General features: G+C 65.0%; 15 protein-coding genes. 3 read left to right on the forward strand and 12 right to left on the reverse strand.

What is annotated here, in order from left to right:
* Positions 1-3: 3 nt before the first annotated feature.
* From nirB to SPHS8_RS08225, 4 genes are all read right to left on the reverse strand, one after another.
* Positions 4-2511 (reverse strand): nitrite reductase large subunit NirB, encoded by a 2508-nt coding sequence (gene nirB / locus SPHS8_RS08210; RefSeq protein WP_201515066.1) that lies wholly within the window; start codon positions 2509-2511, stop codon positions 4-6.
* Between the two features lie 303 nt (positions 2512-2814).
* Entirely contained in the window at positions 2815-4059 is a 1245-nt protein-coding gene (locus SPHS8_RS08215) for a nitrate/nitrite transporter (protein ID WP_201515067.1), read from the reverse strand.
* Positions 4060-4318: 259 nt separating this feature from the next.
* Positions 4319-5521 (reverse strand): CmpA/NrtA family ABC transporter substrate-binding protein, encoded by a 1203-nt coding sequence (locus SPHS8_RS08220; protein ID WP_201515068.1) that lies wholly within the window; start codon positions 5519-5521, stop codon positions 4319-4321.
* Entirely contained in the window at positions 5518-6099 is a 582-nt protein-coding gene (locus tag SPHS8_RS08225) for an ANTAR domain-containing response regulator (RefSeq protein ID WP_097090892.1), read from the reverse strand. The genes SPHS8_RS08220 and SPHS8_RS08225 overlap by 4 nt, the downstream gene beginning before the upstream one ends.
* Before the next feature lie 188 nt (positions 6100-6287).
* Between SPHS8_RS08225 and SPHS8_RS08230 the strand changes: the two genes are divergently transcribed.
* A complete protein-coding gene (locus SPHS8_RS08230; protein WP_201515069.1) occupies positions 6288-7865 on the forward strand; it encodes an ABC-F family ATP-binding cassette domain-containing protein in 1578 nt (525 codons plus the stop codon).
* Here the strand turns inward: SPHS8_RS08230 and SPHS8_RS08235 are convergent.
* From SPHS8_RS08235 to SPHS8_RS08245, 3 genes are read right to left on the reverse strand one after another with little or no spacing between them, the layout of a single operon-like run.
* Positions 7862-9358: a DHA2 family efflux MFS transporter permease subunit gene (locus tag SPHS8_RS08235; RefSeq protein ID WP_201515477.1), complete on the reverse strand. Its 1497-nt coding sequence runs from the start codon at positions 9356-9358 to the stop codon at positions 7862-7864. The genes SPHS8_RS08230 and SPHS8_RS08235 overlap by 4 nt on opposite strands.
* A gap of 37 nt (positions 9359-9395) precedes the next feature.
* The gene (locus SPHS8_RS08240) at positions 9396-10559 is read right to left on the reverse strand and encodes an EmrA/EmrK family multidrug efflux transporter periplasmic adaptor subunit (RefSeq protein ID WP_201515070.1); all 1164 of its coding nucleotides are present in this window, start codon (positions 10557-10559) and stop codon (positions 9396-9398) included.
* A complete protein-coding gene (locus SPHS8_RS08245; RefSeq protein ID WP_201515478.1) occupies positions 10552-12063 on the reverse strand; it encodes an efflux transporter outer membrane subunit in 1512 nt (503 codons plus the stop codon). The genes SPHS8_RS08240 and SPHS8_RS08245 overlap by 8 nt, the downstream gene beginning before the upstream one ends.
* Positions 12064-12152: 89 nt before the next feature.
* On the opposite strand from SPHS8_RS08245, the gene SPHS8_RS08250 reads away from it, so the two are divergent.
* A complete protein-coding gene (locus SPHS8_RS08250; RefSeq protein WP_201515071.1) occupies positions 12153-12812 on the forward strand; it encodes a TetR/AcrR family transcriptional regulator in 660 nt (219 codons plus the stop codon).
* 63 nt (positions 12813-12875) lie between these two features.
* On the forward strand, positions 12876-13490 hold the full coding sequence (locus SPHS8_RS08255; protein WP_201515072.1) for a response regulator transcription factor: 615 nt from the start codon (positions 12876-12878) through the stop codon (positions 13488-13490).
* A gap of 100 nt (positions 13491-13590) precedes the next feature.
* Here the strand turns inward: SPHS8_RS08255 and SPHS8_RS08260 are convergent, their stop codons facing one another.
* From SPHS8_RS08260 to argH, 5 genes are read right to left on the reverse strand one after another with little or no spacing between them, the layout of a single operon-like run.
* Entirely contained in the window at positions 13591-14547 is a 957-nt protein-coding gene (locus tag SPHS8_RS08260; protein ID WP_201515479.1) for a zinc transporter ZntB, read from the reverse strand.
* The gene (locus SPHS8_RS08265; protein ID WP_201515073.1) at positions 14544-15302 is read right to left on the reverse strand and encodes a precorrin-2 dehydrogenase/sirohydrochlorin ferrochelatase family protein; all 759 of its coding nucleotides are present in this window, start codon (positions 15300-15302) and stop codon (positions 14544-14546) included. The genes SPHS8_RS08260 and SPHS8_RS08265 overlap by 4 nt, the downstream gene beginning before the upstream one ends.
* Positions 15302-16567, reverse strand: a complete 1266-nt coding sequence (gene lysA, locus SPHS8_RS08270; protein WP_201515074.1) for a diaminopimelate decarboxylase — start codon at positions 16565-16567, stop codon at positions 15302-15304. Before lysA ends, SPHS8_RS08265 begins: the two co-directional genes overlap by 1 nt.
* 25 nt (positions 16568-16592) lie before the next feature.
* Entirely contained in the window at positions 16593-16853 is a 261-nt protein-coding gene (locus SPHS8_RS08275) for a hypothetical protein (RefSeq protein ID WP_201515075.1), read from the reverse strand.
* On the reverse strand, positions 16850-18217 hold the full coding sequence (gene argH, locus SPHS8_RS08280) for an argininosuccinate lyase (RefSeq protein ID WP_201515076.1): 1368 nt from the start codon (positions 18215-18217) through the stop codon (positions 16850-16852). Before argH ends, SPHS8_RS08275 begins: the two co-directional genes overlap by 4 nt.
* Between the last annotated feature and the right edge of the window lie 30 nt (positions 18218-18247).

Below are 18247 nucleotides of genomic sequence, written 5' to 3' on the forward strand. Positions count from 1 at the left end.
GTGTCACTCCGCAGCGATGGCAATGGGTTCAAGGTGCTGGTGCAATTCGCTTTCCGCACCGGCGGCGCGCTGCGCCCAGGGATCTTCCTGGCTGAAGCTCTGCGAATAGAGGAAGCGTGCGCGCAGAGCCTCGCGGCCTGCGTCGTCCTCGACGATGCGCTGCTTCACATAGTCGACCCCGACGCGCTCGATCCAGGGCGCGGTGCGCTCCAGATAGCGCGCTTCCTCGCGGTAGAGCTGGGTGAAGGCGGCGCAATAATCGAGCGCTTCCTGCTCGGTCGAAACCTTGCAGAGCAGATCGGTGGCGCGGACATGAATGCCGCCATTGCCGCCGACATGCAGTTCATAGCCCGAGTCCACGCAGACCACGCCAAAGTCCTTGATCGTCGCCTCCGCGCAGTTGCGGGGGCAGCCCGATACGGCGATCTTGAACTTATGGGGCATCCACGACCCCCAGGTCATCCGCTCCGTCTTGACGCCAAGGCCGGTGGAGTCCTGCGTGCCGAAGCGGCACCATTCCGAACCCACGCAGGTCTTCACCGTGCGCAGCGACTTGCCATAAGCGTGACCCGACACCATTCCGGCCGCGTTCAGATCGGCCCAGACGGCGGGCAGATCTTCCTTCTTGATGCCGAAGATATCCAGACGCTGACCGCCCGTGACCTTCACCATCGGCGCATCATATTTCTCGACCACGTCAGCGATCGCGCGCAGTTCCTTGGGGTTGGTCAGGCCACCCCACATGCGCGGGACGACCGAATAGGTGCCGTCCTTCTGGATGTTGGCGTGCATGCGTTCGTTGACGAAACGGCTCTGCTGGTCATCGACATATTCGCCCGGCAGCGCGCAGAGCAGATAGTAATTGAGCGCGGGACGGCAGGAAGAGCAGCCGTCCGGCGTCGACCAGTGCAGCTTCTGCATCACCTCGGGGATCGAGCGCATATTCTGCGCGACGATCTCGCGGCGGACATCGTCATGGCCGAAGCTGGTGCATTTGCACATCGTCTTGGGACCCGACTGGACGTCATCGCCCAGCACCACCGCCAGCAAATTCTCGACCAGACCAGTGCACGAACCGCAGCTGGCCGAAGCCTTGCAGGTGGCGCGCACCGCATCCAGGCTGCATGCGCCCTTTTCGATACAACCCACGACCTGGCCCTTGCTGACGCCGTTGCAGCCGCAGATCTCGGCATCGTCCGAGAGCGCCGCAACGGCCGCCTTAGGGTCCAGCGCGCCTCCTCCAGAGGCGAAGGCCTGACCGAAGATCAGCAGGTCGCGGATTTCGCCGACATCTTCCTCGCGCTTCAGCAGGTCGAAATACCAGCCGCCATCCGCCGTGTCGCCATAAAGGACCGCGCCAATGACCTTGTCATCCTTGACCACGACGCGTTTGTAGACGCCGCGTGATGCGTCGCGCAGCACGATATCCTCGCAACCCTCGCCGCCCGAGAAATCACCGGCGGAGAAGACGTCCAGACCGGCGACCTTGAGCTTGGTTGAGGTGACGGAGCCCTTGTAGCCCGTGTGCTGGTCGGTCAGCCCATCAGCCAGGCTGCGGCACATGTCCCAGAGCGGCGCGACGAGGCCGTAGACATTGCCGTCATGCTCGACGCATTCGCCGACCGCCAGCACATCGGGGTCGCTGGTGACCATATGGTCATCGACCTTGATGCCGCGATTGACGTCGAGGCCAGCTTCGCGCGCCAGAGCGGTCGAAGGGCGGATGCCCACCGCCATGACGACCAGGCTCGCGGGGATTTCGGTGCCGTCCTTCAGGCGGACGCCTTCCACCTTGCCGTCGCCATAGATGGATTCGGTGTTGGCGCCGGTCAGGATGGTCTGGCCCCGGCCTTCCAGCGCGGTCTTGAGCAACCAGCCCGCCGCTTCGTCCAGCTGACGTTCCATCAGCGTGTCCATGAGATGGATGACCGTCACCTTCATGCCGCGCAGGGTGAGGCCGTGCGCCGCTTCCAAACCGAGCAGGCCACCGCCGATCACCACTGCATTGCCGCCCTTCCCAGCGGCTTCCAGCATCGTGTCGACATCCTTCATGTCGCGGAAGCTGATGACGCCGGGCAGGTCCTTGCCCGGAACCGGGATGATGAACGGGTCGGAACCCGTTGCGATCAGCAGCTTGTCATAGCCAACAGTGCGACCCGACTGGCTCGTGACGGTCTTGGCGGTGCGGTCGATGCCCGTCACCGGATCACCCGCGATCAGTTCGATCTGATTGTCGTCATACCATTCGCGGCTGTTGATGATGATGTCATCGAAGCTCTTCTCACCAGCCAGAACCGGCGAGAGCATGATGCGATTATAGTTCACATAAGGCTCTGCGCCGAAGATGGTGACGCGATAACGCCCTGCATCCCGTGCCAACAGTTCCTCGACCGCGCGGCAACCGGCCATGCCGTTGCCAACAACCACCAGATGTTCGCGAACATCCTCCGACGGCACGAAGATATCCTCTTCGTTGGCCGTCTCCGGTCCGGCGTTGTTCTGAAAATCCATCCCTTGACTCCAGACAATAAAAAAGCCGCCATCCGGACCCCTGGGCTTTGAACCCAGAGGTCTGGATGGCGGCTTTGCCATCATTCACGCTTTGACGATCCGTCCGTGGATCACCGCAGCTATGTCAGTTGAGGACAACCTTGTCCTTCGCAGTGCAGCATAGATGAATGGAAAATGGGGTCAAGGTGATTCGGGAGAAACTTTCACTCGAAATCCCAGAACACTTCTACCCGTTCGCACTGAAACAAAGGGCGGCGGCTCCTCTTCCGAGTGCCGCCGCCTCCCTCTCCAATCAATTTCTGATCAGATGCGCGCGCCGCTGCTCCAGGTCGCCCGCCACCGCGCACGAACCATCGAGATGCCAAGGAAGGCCACCACGCAAAGCCCCGCGAAGATCAGGAAGCCCGGCGCAAAACTGCCGGTGAACTGCTTGGCGATCCCCAGCGACGAAGCGAGGTAAAATCCACCAATGCCGCCCGCCATGCCGACCAGGCCCGTCATCACGCCGATTTCCGCCTGGAAGCGCTGCGGCACCAGTTGGAACACCGATCCGTTGCCGGCACCCAGCGCCAGCATCGCCGCGACGAAGAAGCCAAGCGCCGAAACCAGCGTGTCAGCGTAGGATACAGCCGCCAGCGCCAGAGCGGCGGCGATATAGACCATCATCAGCGCCTTTACGCCGCCGATCCGGTCGGCCAGCGCGCCGCCCATCGGACGGACCAGCGATCCGGCGAACACGCAACCGGCAGTGCAATAGCCTGCGGTGATCGGCGTCAGCCCGAACTGATCGGTGAAGTAGATTGGCAAGCTCGCGGCAAGGCCGACGAAACCGCCAAAGGTCACCGAATAAAAGCCCATCAGCCACCAGGCATCCGCGCTCTTCAGCGGCTGGAAATAATCCACCAGCTTCTTGGGCGCAGGCGCGTTGGGCGCATTCTTCGCCATCATCATATAGAGGACGAACACGATGGTCAGCGGGATGCAGGCGAGGCCGAGCACAGCGTTCCAGCCGAACAGCTTGGCCAGGATCGGCGCGAAGAGCGACGCCAGCACCGTGCCCGAATTGCCCATGCCCGCAAGGCCCATGGCCTTCCCCTGATGTTCAGGCGGATACCAACGGCTGGCCAGCGGCAGCGCGATGGCGAAGCTTGCGCCTGCAAAGCCCAGGATCACACCCAGCGCCAGCGTGCCGCCGAAGCTGTTGACGCCCATGAACCAGGCGGTGAAGAGGCCCAGGATCACGATGACCTGGCTGATTGCCCCCGCCTGCTTGCACCCGATTCGGTCGACCAGCAGGCCGTTCACCACCCGCAGCAGCGCGCCCGCAAGCGTCGGCACCGCGACCATCAACCCCTTTTCAGCAGGCGTCAGACCCAATGTCTTGGAGATCGACGGGGCGAGTGGCCCCAGCAGCACCCACACCATGAAGGCAAGGTCGAAATACAGAAAGGCAGCGATCAGCGTCGGCGTGTGACCAGCTTTCCAGAAGCTGGTCGAACCCGCTTCCCCCTCACCGCTTTTGTCGCGGTCCCAATAAGCAGTTGCCATGATGCAAGTCCTTCAATCTAAGTGAAATGGACATAAAAAAAGCCGCTCTCCGGACGATCGCTTTCACGACATCCGGCCAGCGGCTTTGCTGCAAAATAATGCTGAGGAGAGCGTGCACCCTCTTTGGGCAGGCTCATCCATAAACGCGCATCGTCGCGCGACCCTTATCTTATCCGATGATTCGTTTCATGTTGCAAGGCACAATTTTTCGTCGTTCATCGGCTTCAAATCCTCCCCAATAAGGATGGGGATGGAGCATTTAGAAACTCGCGAGAAAATCCTCGATCCGCTCAGGATCGAACACCCGCCCGTCGAAGAAGCGATCAGGCCCCAACGTCAATTCGCCGCGCTTCGATCCCACTGCCAATGGCGAGGCGACAGCGCCCTCCACCTTCATGCTTGCGCCGGGTATCGGCACATTGCTGTCCGCCAGTGCCCGCCGGAATATGTCGGGGCGGAACACGGACCCGGCCTTGGCGGAATTTTCCGCTGTGTGCTCAACCATCTTCCACCGCACGAGCTGCGAATAGAGCCATAGCGCCTGACTGCGCCACGGAAACGGCGTAGCCTCCCGCGAAAAGAGCAGGAAATCGGGCATATCCACCGGTGGCATATCCGCCCGCGCGGTGATGCGCCCCGATAGTGCCCGCCCGATCACATCGGCAGGCTGGTCGACGAGATGCGGCTGGGACAGCAGGTGCGCCAACGCCTCATGATTGGCCGGATCGTCGCACCAAGCCGCCGACCGCACCAGCGCGCGGATCAGCGCATCGACGGCCTGCGGATTTTCCTCCAGCCAGGGCGTGCGGAAAGCCAGCACCTTTTCCACCCCGCGCCGCCAGATCCGCTCGCCGATCGCCACCGCTTCGGCAAGGCCCGCGTCCACCGCCGCGCTGCCCCATGGCTCGCCCGCAATGAAGCCGTCAATCTCACCCGCGCGCATCGCCTCCACGGTCAGCGACGGCGGCACCACGCGCAGCAGCACGTCGCGGTCCGGATCGACGCCAGCGCTTGCCAGCCAATAACGCAGCATGACCGCATGGCTGGAAAAGCGGTGGACGACGCCGATTACCGGCTTGCGCTTCCAGAGGCCAATGGCGGCGGCGAAATCATGCGCCGTGCCCAGCGGATCGTCGAGCCGCGCGACCACATCGGGGTCGAGCGCCTGCGCGAATTCGCGCGCCATCACCAGCATATTGCCGTTGACGTTGAGCTTGTAGGGCGCGGCCAGCGGCGCGGGTTGCTGGCTCAACCCCAGCGTCACCGCGATGGCGAGCGGCGCCAGCATGTGGGCGGCCTGCACCTGCCCGAACACCAACCGGTCGCGCAAAGTCGCCCAGCTGGTCGCGCGGACGAGGTCAAGGGCGATACCCTCCTCTTCCGCAAAGCCCTTTTCCCGCGCCACCGCCAGCACGGCGGAGTCGGTCAGCGGCAGATAGGCGATGCGCAGGGACGTCGTCATAACCCTCCTCCCAACAGGTCGCTGGCGGTGATCAGGGCCTGGGCGACATCCACGATCTTCTTCCCCTGGTTCATCGCGCCCGATCGCAGCAGCGCATAGGCGTCCGGCTCGCTAATGCCACGCTGGCTCATCAATATGGATTTGGCGCGGTCGATGATCTTGCGGTCGGACAGCGCCGTGCGCGCCTCGTCCAGTTCCGTTTGCAGCTTGGCGAAGGCGTTGAAGCGACGCACGGCCAGTTCCAGCACCGGCTTCACCCGTTCCTTGCGCAGGCCATCGACGACATAGGCGGACACGCCCGCATCGATCGCCGCGCCGATCATCGATTCGTCGGACTGGTCGACGAACATCGCGATCGGCCGGGCCAGCGCACGGCTGACCGACAGCATTTCCTCCAGCATGTCGCGGCTGGGGCTGCCCAGGTCCATCAGCACGACGTCGGGCGCCATGCGCTCCAGCCGCGCGACGAAGCCGCCGCGCGGGGGAACGATGTGGATATCGTCATAGCCCGCCTCGCGCAGTCCTTCTTCGAGTACCGTCGCGCGCAGGCCGCTGTCATCGATGATGACGATTCGCATGTGGACCCCGACCCTTTTGCCCTTTCAGTGACGGCGATGCTGCGCCGCGTCAATCGGGCGAGCGCGGCAAGGTTGCCTGCGCGCCGCACCTGCTGTACCGCTGCAGACCAATATTCGGAGGATCGACATCATGGACATCAACCTGATCGCACAGCCCCAACGCTTTGCTTTCAGCGAGATTTTTGCCCATGCCTTCGATCACATTATCGCACATCAGCTGGTCCGCGCCTGACGGGACAACCGTCCTTTCGGACATAGATTTTCGTTTCACTCCTGAGCGGATTGGCCTTGTCGGACGCAATGGCGTCGGCAAATCGACGCTGCTCGCCCTCATTTCCGGCAGGCTGAAGCCCACCAGCGGCAGCATTCAACGGGACGGGACCATCGCCGAACTGCGCCAGACGGTACAGGTCGCGCCTGGCGAGACCATCGCCGATCTGTTCGGCGTGGCCCAAGCGATGGCGCTCCTTTCCAAGGCCGAAAGCGGCGAGGCTGACATGGCCGAGCTGGAAGCATGCGACTGGACGCTGCCATCCCGCATTGAGGAGGCTCTGGCGGACACCGGCCTCGAAGCCTTGCCCGAAACGCCGCTCAGCCAATTGTCGGGCGGGCAGCGGACGCGGGCGGCGCTTGCCGGCGTGGTCTTCGCCCGGCCCGATTTCCTGCTTCTGGACGAGCCGACCAACAATCTCGACGCCGATGGCCGGGCCGCGCTGATCGCCCTGCTCGCACGCTGGCGCGCGGGTGCGATCATCGTCAGCCATGATCGCGCGCTGCTGGAGGAAATGGAGGCGATCGCCGAACTGACGACGCTCGGCATCAGCCGCCATGGCGGCAATTTCTCCTCCTGGCAGGCACGCAAGGCAGTGGAACTGGCCGCTGCCGAGCAGGACCTCGCCAATGCCCAACGGCACCAAAAGGAAATCGCCAAGCGCACCCAGATCGCTACCGAGCGCAAGCAGCGCCGCGACGCCGCAGGAGCCCGCAAGGGCGCGAAGGGCGACATGCCGCGCATCCTGATCGGGATGCGGAAAGATCGGGCGGAAGGGTCAGGCGGCGAAGCAGCCCGCCTGGCCGAGCGCCTGCGCCGCGAGTCGGAACAGGCAGCGGAAGCCGCCCGTCAACAGATCGAAGTGGTCGAAAGCCTGACGGTCGCCCTCCCCTCCACCGCTGTGCTGCCGGGGCAGCGGATCGTAACGCTCGATCATGTCACCGCGGGGCATGACCCCAACGCACCGATCGTCAAGGGGCTGTCCTTCACCGTCAACGGCCCGGAACGCATCGCGATCGTCGGCCCCAATGGCGCGGGCAAATCCACGCTGCTCCATGTGATCGCGGGCAGCCTTCCGCCACTGTCCGGACAGGTCGACCGGCACGTGGCCTGCGCGCTGCTGGACCAGAAGGTGGAGCTGCTCGATCCGGCCGCCAGCATCGCGGACAATTTCGCGCGCCTGCATCCGGACGCCACCCATAATGAGGTACGCGCCGCCCTTGCCCGCTTCCGGTTCCGCGCCGACCTTGCCCTGCAAAAGGCCGGGAGCCTCAGCGGCGGGCAGCTGCTGCGCGCGGGGCTCGCCTGCGTGCTGGGCGGCGCGATGCCGCCGCCGCTGCTGATGCTGGACGAGCCGACCAACCATCTCGACCTGGACAGCATCGCGGCGATCGAACAGGGCCTGCTTGGCTATGACGGCGCGCTGATCGTGGTCAGCCACGACCCGGCCTTCCTGCGCGCCATCGGCATCGATCGGGAGATCAGCCTGCCTTAATGCGCCGCCGACATGTCCACGCGCGCCACCGGCTTCGGCGCGACCCAGACCAGCGCGGCTGCCACGAACAGGATCAAGGATGCGATGAAGAACACATGGTTCATCGACAATACCGTCGCTTGCTGATCAACCAGATTGGCGAGCATTTGCGGCGTCTGCTCGGGCGAAAGTCCCGTTCCGGAGAGCCGCGAACCCACATCGGGGGCGAGAGCCGACACCATTTCATTGCGCGCTGTTCGCTGGCCATTGCCCCAGCCTGTGAGGACGACGGAGGTTGAGATCGCCACGGCCATGGTGCGCAGGAAATTCTGCATGCCCGCCGCTGATGCCGTCTCTTCCGGATTGACCGAACCCAGCGTCAGCGTCGTGAGCGGAATGATGAAGAAGGGCATCGCCAGCCCCTGCACGACCTGCGGCAGCGAAAGCGTCCAGAAATCAGCTCCGCTCGTCCACCCGGCGCGCCACATCGTGACCATGCCCATCCACGCGACAGACGCCGATATCAGGATGCGCACATCCACTTTGCTGACCGCGCGCCCCGCCAGCGGCGCGACAAGAATGGACGTCATGGCGGTGAAGGCCGTGACGATCCCAGCCCAGACGGCGGTGTAGCCCATCGATATCTGGAGCCATTGGGGAATGATGACGATCCCCGCGAAATAGGCCCCGAAGCAGAGCGAATATGTCAGCACCCCCGATGTGAAGCCGACATGGCGGAACACGCGCAGGTCGACGATCGGATGCTCCTCGGTCAACTCCCAGATGATGAAGACGAGGAAGCCGATGCCCGCCAGCACGGCCAGCGTCAGGATCATGGGATCGGCGAACCAATCATGGTCGCGGCCGGTATCCAGCATGATCTGGAGACAGCCGATCCAGAATATCAGCAGGGCAAGGCCGATATAATCGATCGGCAGCTTCTTGCGCTCCGTTTCGGCTGGAGCGAGCAGCACCATCGCTGCGAAAACGCACAGCACGGCGATCGGCAGGTTGATGAAGAAGATCCAGTGCCAGCTCCAATTGTCGCTGATATAGCCGCCGATGATCGGCCCCAAGGCTGGCCCGGCGAGCGTCGTCATGGCCCAAAGCCCCATCACCCTTCCGCGCTGCTCGGGCGGAAAAATGCGCATCAGCAGGGTCTGCGACATCGGCATCAACGGCCCGCCGCACAGCCCCTGGCCGATGCGGCACACGACAAGCATGCCGAGCGTCATCGACAGGCCGCAGAGCAGCGAGAAGATGCCAAAGCCGATCATGCCCCCGATGAAGAGCCGCACCGTCCCGAACCGCTGCGCCAGCCAGCCGGTCAATGGCACGCAGACCGCTTCCGCCACCGCATAGGATGTGATGATCCATGTGCCCTGGTCAGGGGAAATGCCCAGATTACCGGCGATATGCGGCACCGATACGTTCGCGATCGTCAGGTCGAGCACGACCATGAAATTGCTCAGCGCCAGCACGAACCCCGCCAGCATCCGCCGCCGGGGGTCCATGAAGAATCGTTCGGCCGCCTCGGTCACGCGCCCGTGCTCAATGGCGCGACAGGTCGATCTCGACCTCGGTCGAGAGGCCTACGCGCAGCGGATGTGCGGCGAGTTCGCGCGGATCGAGCGCGATGCGCACAGGCAGGCGCTGGACTACCTTGATCCAGTTGCCGGTCGCGTTCTGCGCCGGGATCAGCGCCAGCGACGATCCGGTGCCGCCCGAAAAGCCGACGACCTTGCCATGATAGACGACATCCCCGCCATAAATATCCGCAACCACCGTCGCGGGCATGCCGACGCGGACCTGCCGCAGCTGCCGTTCCTTGAAATTGGCGTCGACATAGACTTGGGCAAGCGGCACGATGCTCATGATCGGGTTCCCTTGCGCGACGCGCTGGCCGACCTGCACCTGACGCCGCGTCACGACGCCATCGATCGGCGCGCGGATGATCGTGCGGCCAAGGTCAAGCCGCGCATTTTCCAGCTTCGCCTTGGCGGCAAGCACGGCGGGGTCCGTCTCGATGGTCGATCCGCTGACAAGGGCGTCGTTCGCCGCAAGCTGCCCTTCGGCTGCGCCCTGCGTCGCCCGTGCCGTCGCCACGCCCGCGCGCGCCTGCTCCAGGCCGGCCCGCGCCGCAGCGAACGCCTTGCGCGCGCTGGTCACTTCCTCACCCGAGACCGCGCCTTCGGGCGATAGCGCCTCGCGCCGCTGAAGGTCGACCCGCGCCTTTTCATAATCGGCCTGGGCAGCGGCAAGCTGGGCGTTCGCCTGGGCTATGTCAGCGCCACGCGCCCGCACCTGGGCGGAAAGCGACGTGCTGGTGGCCGCAGTCTGGCGGAAGCGGCGGCGCGCTTCGGCGAGGTCAGCCTCCGCCTGCGCAACGGCAATCCGCGCGTTGGTGGGGTCGAGCCGCACCAATATGTCGCCGCGCTTCACCGCCTGCGTATCGGTCACCCGCACTTCCACGGCCTGCGCGGAAATGAGTGGCGTCACCTGCGCGATCTCGGCATTCACATAGGCGTTGTCGGTGCTGACATGATTGCGGCCGATCAGCAGATACCAGAGCGCATAGATCGCGCCGATGACCAGCACGGCCAAGCCTAAGCGGACCAGCCATTTCTTGCGCTGCTCCATCCGCGCGCTCTTGTCGGCGCTGCCCGCGTCTGTGCTGGCGGTATCGGCGGTGAATTCGGGGGCTGCATCAGCCATTGGGCAGGTCCTTGGACGAGGTGCCGCGGGAGGCGAAGCCGCCGCCCAGCGCGCGAATGAGGGCTATGTCAGTGGAAAAGGTGAGCGCTTCCAGCTCCGCTACGGACTGACGCGCGGAAAGCAGCTGATCCTCGACATTCAGCACGTCGAGAAAGGTGAAAAGCCCGCCGCGATAACGTTTCTGCGCAATCGCATAGGCTTCTTCCGAAGCGGCCAGAGCCGCCCGTGCTTCGGTCAGCCGCTGCTCCAGCAAGCGGCGGCCGGTGACGGCATCCGCCACGTCGCGATAGGCGCCCAGCACGGTCCGGTCGTAATTGGCGACGGCTTCATCAAAGGTCGCCCGCGCGCCCCGATAGCGGCCGCTCAGCTCGCCGCCATGAAAGATAGGCAAGCTGATCGCCGGGCCCACCGTGCCGAACAGCGAATCCTTGCTGAACAGCGTGTCGACGAACGATCGGGGGCCCGTCGCCGATTGATCGGTGAACGACGAATTATACCCCAGCGACTGCACCCCGACCAAGGCGCTCAAGCGAATGGCCGGGAAGAAATCCGCGCGCGCCACCTTGATCCGCTTGGCCGCCGCTTCGGTCCGCGCGAGCGCGGCGGCGACATCGGGACGGCGTGCGACCAGGTTTGTGGTGACATCGGCAGGCAGGCCCAAGCCAGTCAGCGCAGCCAGACGCGGCTGCGTGATGGCAAGGCCGCGATCCGGCCCCGCACCGATCAAAGCAGCGATCTGATGCCGCCGCACAGCGATGGACTGGTCAATGCCTGCCAGCGCGGCGCGGGCTGCGGATACCGTCGCATCGGCCTGCCGCACGCTGCCTTTCGTTTCCAGCCCATTGCGCTGCCGATCCGCCACCAGCTTCTGGCTCGCGGAGCGGATGGCGAGCGCGCGTTCCTGGATCGCCCGTTGATCAAACAGGCGGGCAAGGTCGGCATACGCATCGCCGATGCCGGTCGTAAGCGCCAGCCGCGCCTGCTGCGCATCGAAGCGCGCGGCCTCCGTTTCCGACGTCGCGGCAGCGAGCGCGGCCCGGTTGCGGCCCCAAAGGTCGAGATCGAAATTCAGGTCCAGCGCGACCTGACCCGTGCCCAGCCAGCCCTTGGGCACGAAATCCTTCGGCAGACCCATATTATAGCTCTGCTTCGTCGCGGCGGCCGAACCGTTGAGATCGAGCGAAGGCGCAAGCGGAGCCCCGGCCTGCTGGGCAGCAGCACTTGCCTGCCGGAAGCGCGCGGCGGCGGCGGCAAGGTCGGGCGATCCCGCCAGCCCCTCCTCCATCAGCGCATCGAGTTGCGAGTCGCCATAGGCCTTCCACCATCCGTCGGCGGGCCAGAGCGCGGTGCCCTGGCCGAGCGTCTCCGACGCGGCGATGCTGGATGCAGGCCGGGGCGCAGGCGCCTTGCCCAGGTCCGGCACAGCCGCGCAGGCGGACAGCGCCAGCACCGCCGCCGTCAGGCTTCCAGCATGAAGGAGATGGATCGATCGACGTGTAGACATAGGAAACCGTACCATGTGGTATGAAAAACGCCTTTGCGCCTGCCGCATGACCTTGTCAACCAAATTATCGTACTATATGGTACGCTTTTATGACAGCCCCGACCGACACTGCCTGCCTGTCCCGCCGCGAAGTCCGTCGCCGCGACCGCCGCGACGCCATTATCGCCGTTGCGAAGCGATCGTTCCTCGAAACTGGTTATGCCGCAACGACCATGTCCTCCATCGCCGCTGAACTGGGCGGGTCGAAGGGCACCTTGTGGAGCTATTTCCCGAGCAAGGAAGAATTGTTCGCCGCCGTCCTGCGCGACGCGACGAAGGTCTATCATGCCAGCCTCGCCCAGTTGCTCGACACCGGGGGCGAGCTTGAACCGACGCTGCTGCGCTTCAGTCACGATCTGCTGCGCAAAGTAACGTCGCCGGACGCGATAGCGCTGCATCGGCTGGTCGCGGCAGAGGCGAGCCGCTTTCCCGAAATGGGCGCGATCTTCCATGAACTGGCCCCGCTCTACACCCGCAACCTGCTGGCCCGTTTCCTTGAAGGTGCGATGGACAAGGGGCAGTTGCGGCGGACCGATGCCATGCTTGCCGCGCGGACGCTGGTGGTGCTGACGCTCTCGGGCTGTCATCAACAGATGATCTGGGGGGAGATAGATGCACCTGAAGCCAAGCAGATCGACGCCGATGTGTTCTTCGCGGTGGATTGTTTCCTGCGCGCCTATGCGCCCGATGCCGAAGCGCCGAATCCCTGACAGACGCATTAACTATTTTTTTGCGCACTTATCCTAGATCAAGCCGTGGAGGAGATCCACGCCATGCAGTTCTTCAGGGCAATGGACAGCAGCGACAGCGCCAGGACGGAAGGCGCACGGCCGCTTCGCCGTCGCAGGCTGCTGCTGATCGACGAGGACGAAACGGCCCGCGCCGTAATCGGGCGGCGCCTCTCCCACCTCCATCATGACGTGGCACTTGCTGAAAACGGCTTCGTTGCACTGAATCGCCTTCTCGCGCGCCCCGCCGACATCATCCTCATCGACATGGGCCTCAAAATCCTGTCGGCGATCGCTACCATGAGGAAGATCCGCGCGGCCGGGCTGTCGGGTCAGGCAAGCTTCGTGATGATCGCGGGGCGGCAGGACAGCGGCAGCGTCGTCGAAGCATTGGAAGCGGGTGCGGACGATTATGTCGCCAAGCCGTTCGACTTCGCCGTCCTGGATGCGCGGCTCCGCCAGCTCTGCCAGCGCACGGACGAGATCAATGCGCTGACCCGCCACAATGCCGAACTCGACGCCCGCATCGCGCGCCGCGCCGTGGAACTCGGCGAAACCCGCGACGCCCTGCAGCTGTTGCAAGCGGACCGGGCACGGCTGGTGTCTTCCATCCAGGCGCTGAATGACGAGATCACAAGGCTGAGCGCTGGCCGGGCGTGACGCCGCGCGCACCTTAGAGACCACCTTCCAAAACCCGTTCGCCCTGAGCCCGTCGAAGGCCTCTATCGACAAGCTCAGCCCGAACGAATTCGAAATTGCTCTAACGCTTCAGCCAGCGCGTCGCGGCGAACCAGCCACTGATCCCCACCGCCATGACCACGCAGACCGCGACCACGCCCCAAAACGCCCAGCGCTCATGGGCGAAGGGTATGCCGTTGACGTTCATCCCCAGCAAGCCGGTCAGGAAGGTCAAAGGCAGGAAGACCAGCGCCACGACGGATATGATCAGCGCTTGCCGGTTCATCTGCTCGGCGCGCAGGTCCGTCAGCTCTTCATGCGCCAGCGCCGATCGTTCCCGCACCGCCTCCAATTCCTCGGCCATGCGCGCGCAGCGGTCCGCCGCTTCCTGCAAATGCAGCCGGTCGTCGGGATGCAGCCAGGGCGCGTCCGCCGCCGACAATCTTTCCAGCGCCTGCCGCTGCGGCGAGATGAAGCGGCGGTAGCTGATCGCCGAGGCACGGATTTCCGATACCTGCCGCCGTACTTCCGCCGCGCCGCTGTCGCTCAGGCTGCTTTCAATCTCATCCAGATCATCGCCAAGCTGCGCGACTTCCGGGTCGAGCGCTTCGGTGATTTCCTGCGCGAAGGCGGCGATGAGGTCGCCCGGATCGCGGATTTCCCCGGCAAGCATGCGCTTCACCACCGGCTCCATCGCCGCGAGCGGGCGGTAGCTGACGGTGATCACCCGCGCATGTTCGGCCCACAGGCGGATCGACACCAGCGGATCGCCGCCCGCGCCCTCATCCGCGCCCAGGCCGCGCAGGTTGATGAGCGCGCCATGCCCCATCAATGTACAGCGCGGCCGCGTCTCCTGCGCCAGCAATGCCGACAGCGCCGCCTGCGGCATATGGTCGCAGCGCGAGACGATGCCGTGCGCATCCTCGCGCCAACCATCGGCATGGACCCAGCTGAAAGCCGCATGATCCGCCTGCGCGCAAAATTCGTCGAGCGAGATTTCGCGGGCTCCGTCGCCATTATAGACGAACACCCGGCTCATCGCGGCATCTCCAGCCATAGCGACAGTCCCTCGCCCGGCGCTTGCGGCGGCGCGTCGGCAGGGATGCGCACGGCGTCGGCGCGCGCGCGATCAAGGATCACGGGCGGCACGCGGGACTCATGATAGATGCGGTCAGCCTCCCCCAGCAGGCGGGCGGCGCGCAACGTCAGCTCATCGGGATCACCCGACAGTAGACGCAACGCGACCAGGCGGGAAGGCGCGGCCTCCCCCTGCTCCGCCAGCCAGCGCGGCACCGCATCGGCGGCATCCTCGCGCAACGGGTCGATCAGCCCTCCCGCCGACAGCCCGGCGTCAATCGCCCGGCGGCGCGCGCTCGCATCGGGCCAGCGCGCTCGAATGGCGGCGCGCGCGTCGTACAACGCGGCGGCGAGCGCCCCCAGCCGTTGCGGCAAAAGCGCCTCGATCCGCTGGCGCAGCGCCTTGGCCAGTCCCGCCGACGCCCCGCCCGTGCCGATGGCGATCAACACAGGCTCCCGATCGATGATGGCGGGCAAGGTGAAGTCGCAAAGCTCCGGCCGGTCGGTCGCATTCACCAGCACGCCCCGCGCCTTCAGCCGCGCGACCGTCGCATCATCGCCATCCGCGACGATCGCGATCCCCGCATCCTCACCCTCGCCGACGACGCGCGCGCCCGCCCGTTCCAGCAGCCGCCGCTTGGCCTCCGCCGCCTCGCCCTTCCCCGTCAGGATGACGGCCCTGCCCTTCAACACAAGGAAGACGGGCAGGCTTTGCATCAGCCCTGCACCCAATCGGGGATCATGTCGGCCTCGATCAGCGCCTCGATCGGCGGGCGGGCGCGAACCACAGCCCATTTGTCGCCGGACACCAGCACCTCGGGCGTCAGCGGGCGGCTGTTATACGTTCCAGCCATGGTCGCGCCATAAGCGCCCGCCGTCATGAAGGCGACCAGGTCGCCTGCCTGCACCACGTCCATGTCACGGTGCATGGCAAAGGTATCGCCCGTCTCGCACACCGGCCCCACCACATTGGCGGTCTCCCGCGCGCCCGAAGGATCCACCGCACGGATATCATGCCACGCATCATAAAGGCTCGGCCGCATCAGGTCGTTCATCGCCGCATCGACGATGACGAACGGCGCCTGCGCCCCCTGCTTGACCCGCACCACCCGCGACAGCAGCGCCCCTGCATTGCCGACGATGACCCGGCCCGGCTCGAACATCAGCCGCACATTCCAGCCCTGCGTGACCCGCGTCACCATCTCGCCATAGGCTTGCGGCAGCGGCGGAACAGGAAGCGAGGGATCGTAGGGAACGCCAAGTCCGCCGCCCAGATCGGCGGTGCGGATATCATGCCCCTCGGCGCGCAGCTTCTCGATCAGCGCGCCGACTTTGATGAAAGCTGCTTCAAGCGGTGCAAGATCCGTCAGTTGGCTGCCGATGTGAACGGCGACGCCCCGGACATCCAGACCCGGCAGGCCGCGCGCGGCGGCATAGCTTTCCAGCGCCCTGTCATAGGGGATGCCGAACTTGTTCTCGGACTTGCCGGTCGAAATCTTGGCATGCGTGCCCGCGTCCACATCAGGATTGATGCGATAGGCAACCGGCGCCCTCTTCCCCATCGACAACGCCACCTCGGACAGCATCTCCGCTTCCGGCTCGCTCTCCAGGTTGAACTGGAAAATGCCATGGTCAAGGGCAAGGCGCATTTCCTCCGCCGTCTTGCCGACGCCGGAAAAAACGATGCGGCTGGCCGGAATCCCCGCGGCAACCGCGCGCAGCAGTTCGCCGCCCGACACCACGTCCGCGCCCAGCCCCAGCTTCGCCAGCGTCGCCAGCACGGCGCCATTGGGATTGGCCTTGACGGCAAAGGCGATCAGCGGATCGTCCAGCCGTGACAGGGCATCGCGAAAGACATTGACGTGGCGCGTCAGCGTAGCGGTCGAATAGATATAGACGGGCGTGCCGACCGCCTGCGCGATCTCCGCCATCGGCACCTGCTCCACATGCATGGCGCCGTTCACATAATCGAAATGGTCCAAGGCTTGTCTGTCCTAGCGAAGCGTATCAGGGCTGGTTTTCAGGCGGCAGGTCGAACGGATCGTCCTTGCGCACTTCCGACTGCGAAAGAATGTCGACGCTCCGTTCCGGCCGCGACTGCATGGTTGGCGTCATCAGCTGCTGCGCGGTGGGCGCGGCAGCAGCGCCGACCGGCACCGCTGGCATTTTCTGCCCTTCAATGGGTTTCAACGGCTGCCGTCCGCCACAGGCCGCGAGCCCGAGCGCCAGCAGGGCAAAGACGACGTTCCGACTTATGGCAATCCTCATGCCGTCTCCTCCCGCGCCTCAGCAATGCGCGCGCGCACCTGGTCCGGCGCGGTGCCGCCATGGCTCTTGCGGCTGGCGACCGACGCATCCACCGTCAGCACCGCATAGATGCGCTCATCGATGCGGGCGTCAATGGCCTTCAGCGTCTCGATCGGCAGGTCGGCGAGCGGCGTGCCCACGCTCTCCGCCGCCGCGACGGCACGGCCCGTGATGTGATGCGCCTCGCGGAACGGCACATTGGCTTCGCGCACCAGCCAGTCGGCCAAGTCCGTGGCCGTGGCAAAGCCGCTCTCGGCGAGGCCGCGCATGCGATCGGTACGGAACGTCACCGTCTCGATCATCCCGGTCATCGCCGCGATCGACAGGCCGAGGAGATCATGCGCCTCGAACACCGGCGGCTTGTCGTCCTGCATGTCCTTGGAATAGGCGAGCGGCAGGCCCTTCATCGTGACGCAAAGCGCATTCATGCAGCCCATGATCCGCCCGGCATGACCGCGCACCAGCTCGGCGGCATCGGGATTGCGCTTCTGCGGCATGATCGAACTGCCGGTCGAATAGGCGTCGGGCAGCTTGACGAAGCCAAAAGGCTGGCTCGCCCAGATGATGAACTCTTCCGCCAGCCGCGACAGGTGCAGGCTGCACTGTGTCGCCGCCATCAGATAATCGAGCGCGAAGTCGCGGTCGCTGACGCTATCCAGGCTGTTGTCGGTCGGCTTGGCAAAGCCCAGCGCCGCCGCCGTCGCATGCCGGTCGATCGGAAAACCGGTCCCTGCGAGCGCCGCCGCGCCCAGCGGGCATTCATTCGCCCGCGCGCGCGCATCGGCAAAGCGGCTGCGGTCGCGGCGGATCATCTCATAATAGGCCATCAGATGATGACCCAGCGTCACCGGCTGCGCGGACTGAAGGTGCGTGAACCCCGGCATCACCGCCTCGGCATGCTCCTCCGCGCGCGCCAGCAGCGCCTGCTGCAACGCATCCAGCCCCGCCTCGACCTCATCGATGGCGTCACGCACCCACAGGCGGAAATCCGTCGCCACCTGATCATTGCGCGACCGCGCCGTATGCAGCCGCCCCGCCGCCGGGCCGATCAGTTCGGCAAGGCGAGACTCGGTCACCATGTGAATATCTTCAAGGTCCAGGTTCACCGGCACGCCATTGGCTTCATATTCAACCGCAATGGTGTCGAGCCCCTGGGCAATCGCCGCCGCGTCGTCGGCCGAAACGATGCCTTGCTTGGCCAGCATCGCGACATGCGCCTTCGACCCTGCGATGTCCTGCTTCCACAATCGCTTGTCGAACGGGATGGAGGCATTTATCTCGCGCATGACCGAAGCCGGGCCCGCTGCGAAGCGTCCGCCCCACATGCTGTTGGAGCTCCCGTTGCGATCTTCCCC

The sequence above is a fragment of the Sphingobium sp. S6 genome, from assembly GCF_905120495.1.
GTDB lineage: Bacteria > Pseudomonadota > Alphaproteobacteria > Sphingomonadales > Sphingomonadaceae > Sphingobium > Sphingobium agri.

Bases quoted from the DNA above. Each gene is read 5' to 3' on its own strand.
- nirB (WP_201515066.1), bottom strand. From the start codon at position 2,511: ATGGATTTTCAGAACAACGCCGGACCGGAGACGGCCAACGAAGAGGAT.
- SPHS8_RS08215 (WP_201515067.1), bottom strand. From the start codon at position 4,059: ATGGCAACTGCTTATTGGGACCGCGACAAAAGCGGTGAGGGGGAAGCG.
- SPHS8_RS08220 (WP_201515068.1), bottom strand. From the start codon at position 5,521: ATGACGACGTCCCTGCGCATCGCCTATCTGCCGCTGACCGACTCCGCC.
- SPHS8_RS08225 (WP_097090892.1), bottom strand. From the start codon at position 6,099: ATGCGAATCGTCATCATCGATGACAGCGGCCTGCGCGCGACGGTACTC.
- SPHS8_RS08230 (WP_201515069.1), top strand. From the start codon at position 6,288: ATGCCTTCGATCACATTATCGCACATCAGCTGGTCCGCGCCTGACGGG.
- SPHS8_RS08235 (WP_201515477.1), bottom strand. From the start codon at position 9,358: ATGGACCCCCGGCGGCGGATGCTGGCGGGGTTCGTGCTGGCGCTGAGC.
- SPHS8_RS08240 (WP_201515070.1), bottom strand. From the start codon at position 10,559: ATGGCTGATGCAGCCCCCGAATTCACCGCCGATACCGCCAGCACAGAC.
- SPHS8_RS08245 (WP_201515478.1), bottom strand. From the start codon at position 12,063: ATGTCTACACGTCGATCGATCCATCTCCTTCATGCTGGAAGCCTGACG.
- SPHS8_RS08250 (WP_201515071.1), top strand. From the start codon at position 12,153: ATGACAGCCCCGACCGACACTGCCTGCCTGTCCCGCCGCGAAGTCCGT.
- SPHS8_RS08255 (WP_201515072.1), top strand. From the start codon at position 12,876: ATGCAGTTCTTCAGGGCAATGGACAGCAGCGACAGCGCCAGGACGGAA.
- SPHS8_RS08260 (WP_201515479.1), bottom strand. From the start codon at position 14,547: ATGAGCCGGGTGTTCGTCTATAATGGCGACGGAGCCCGCGAAATCTCG.
- SPHS8_RS08265 (WP_201515073.1), bottom strand. From the start codon at position 15,302: ATGCAAAGCCTGCCCGTCTTCCTTGTGTTGAAGGGCAGGGCCGTCATC.
- SPHS8_RS08275 (WP_201515075.1), bottom strand. From the start codon at position 16,853: ATGAGGATTGCCATAAGTCGGAACGTCGTCTTTGCCCTGCTGGCGCTC.
- argH (WP_201515076.1), bottom strand. From the start codon at position 18,217: ATGTGGGGCGGACGCTTCGCAGCGGGCCCGGCTTCGGTCATGCGCGAG.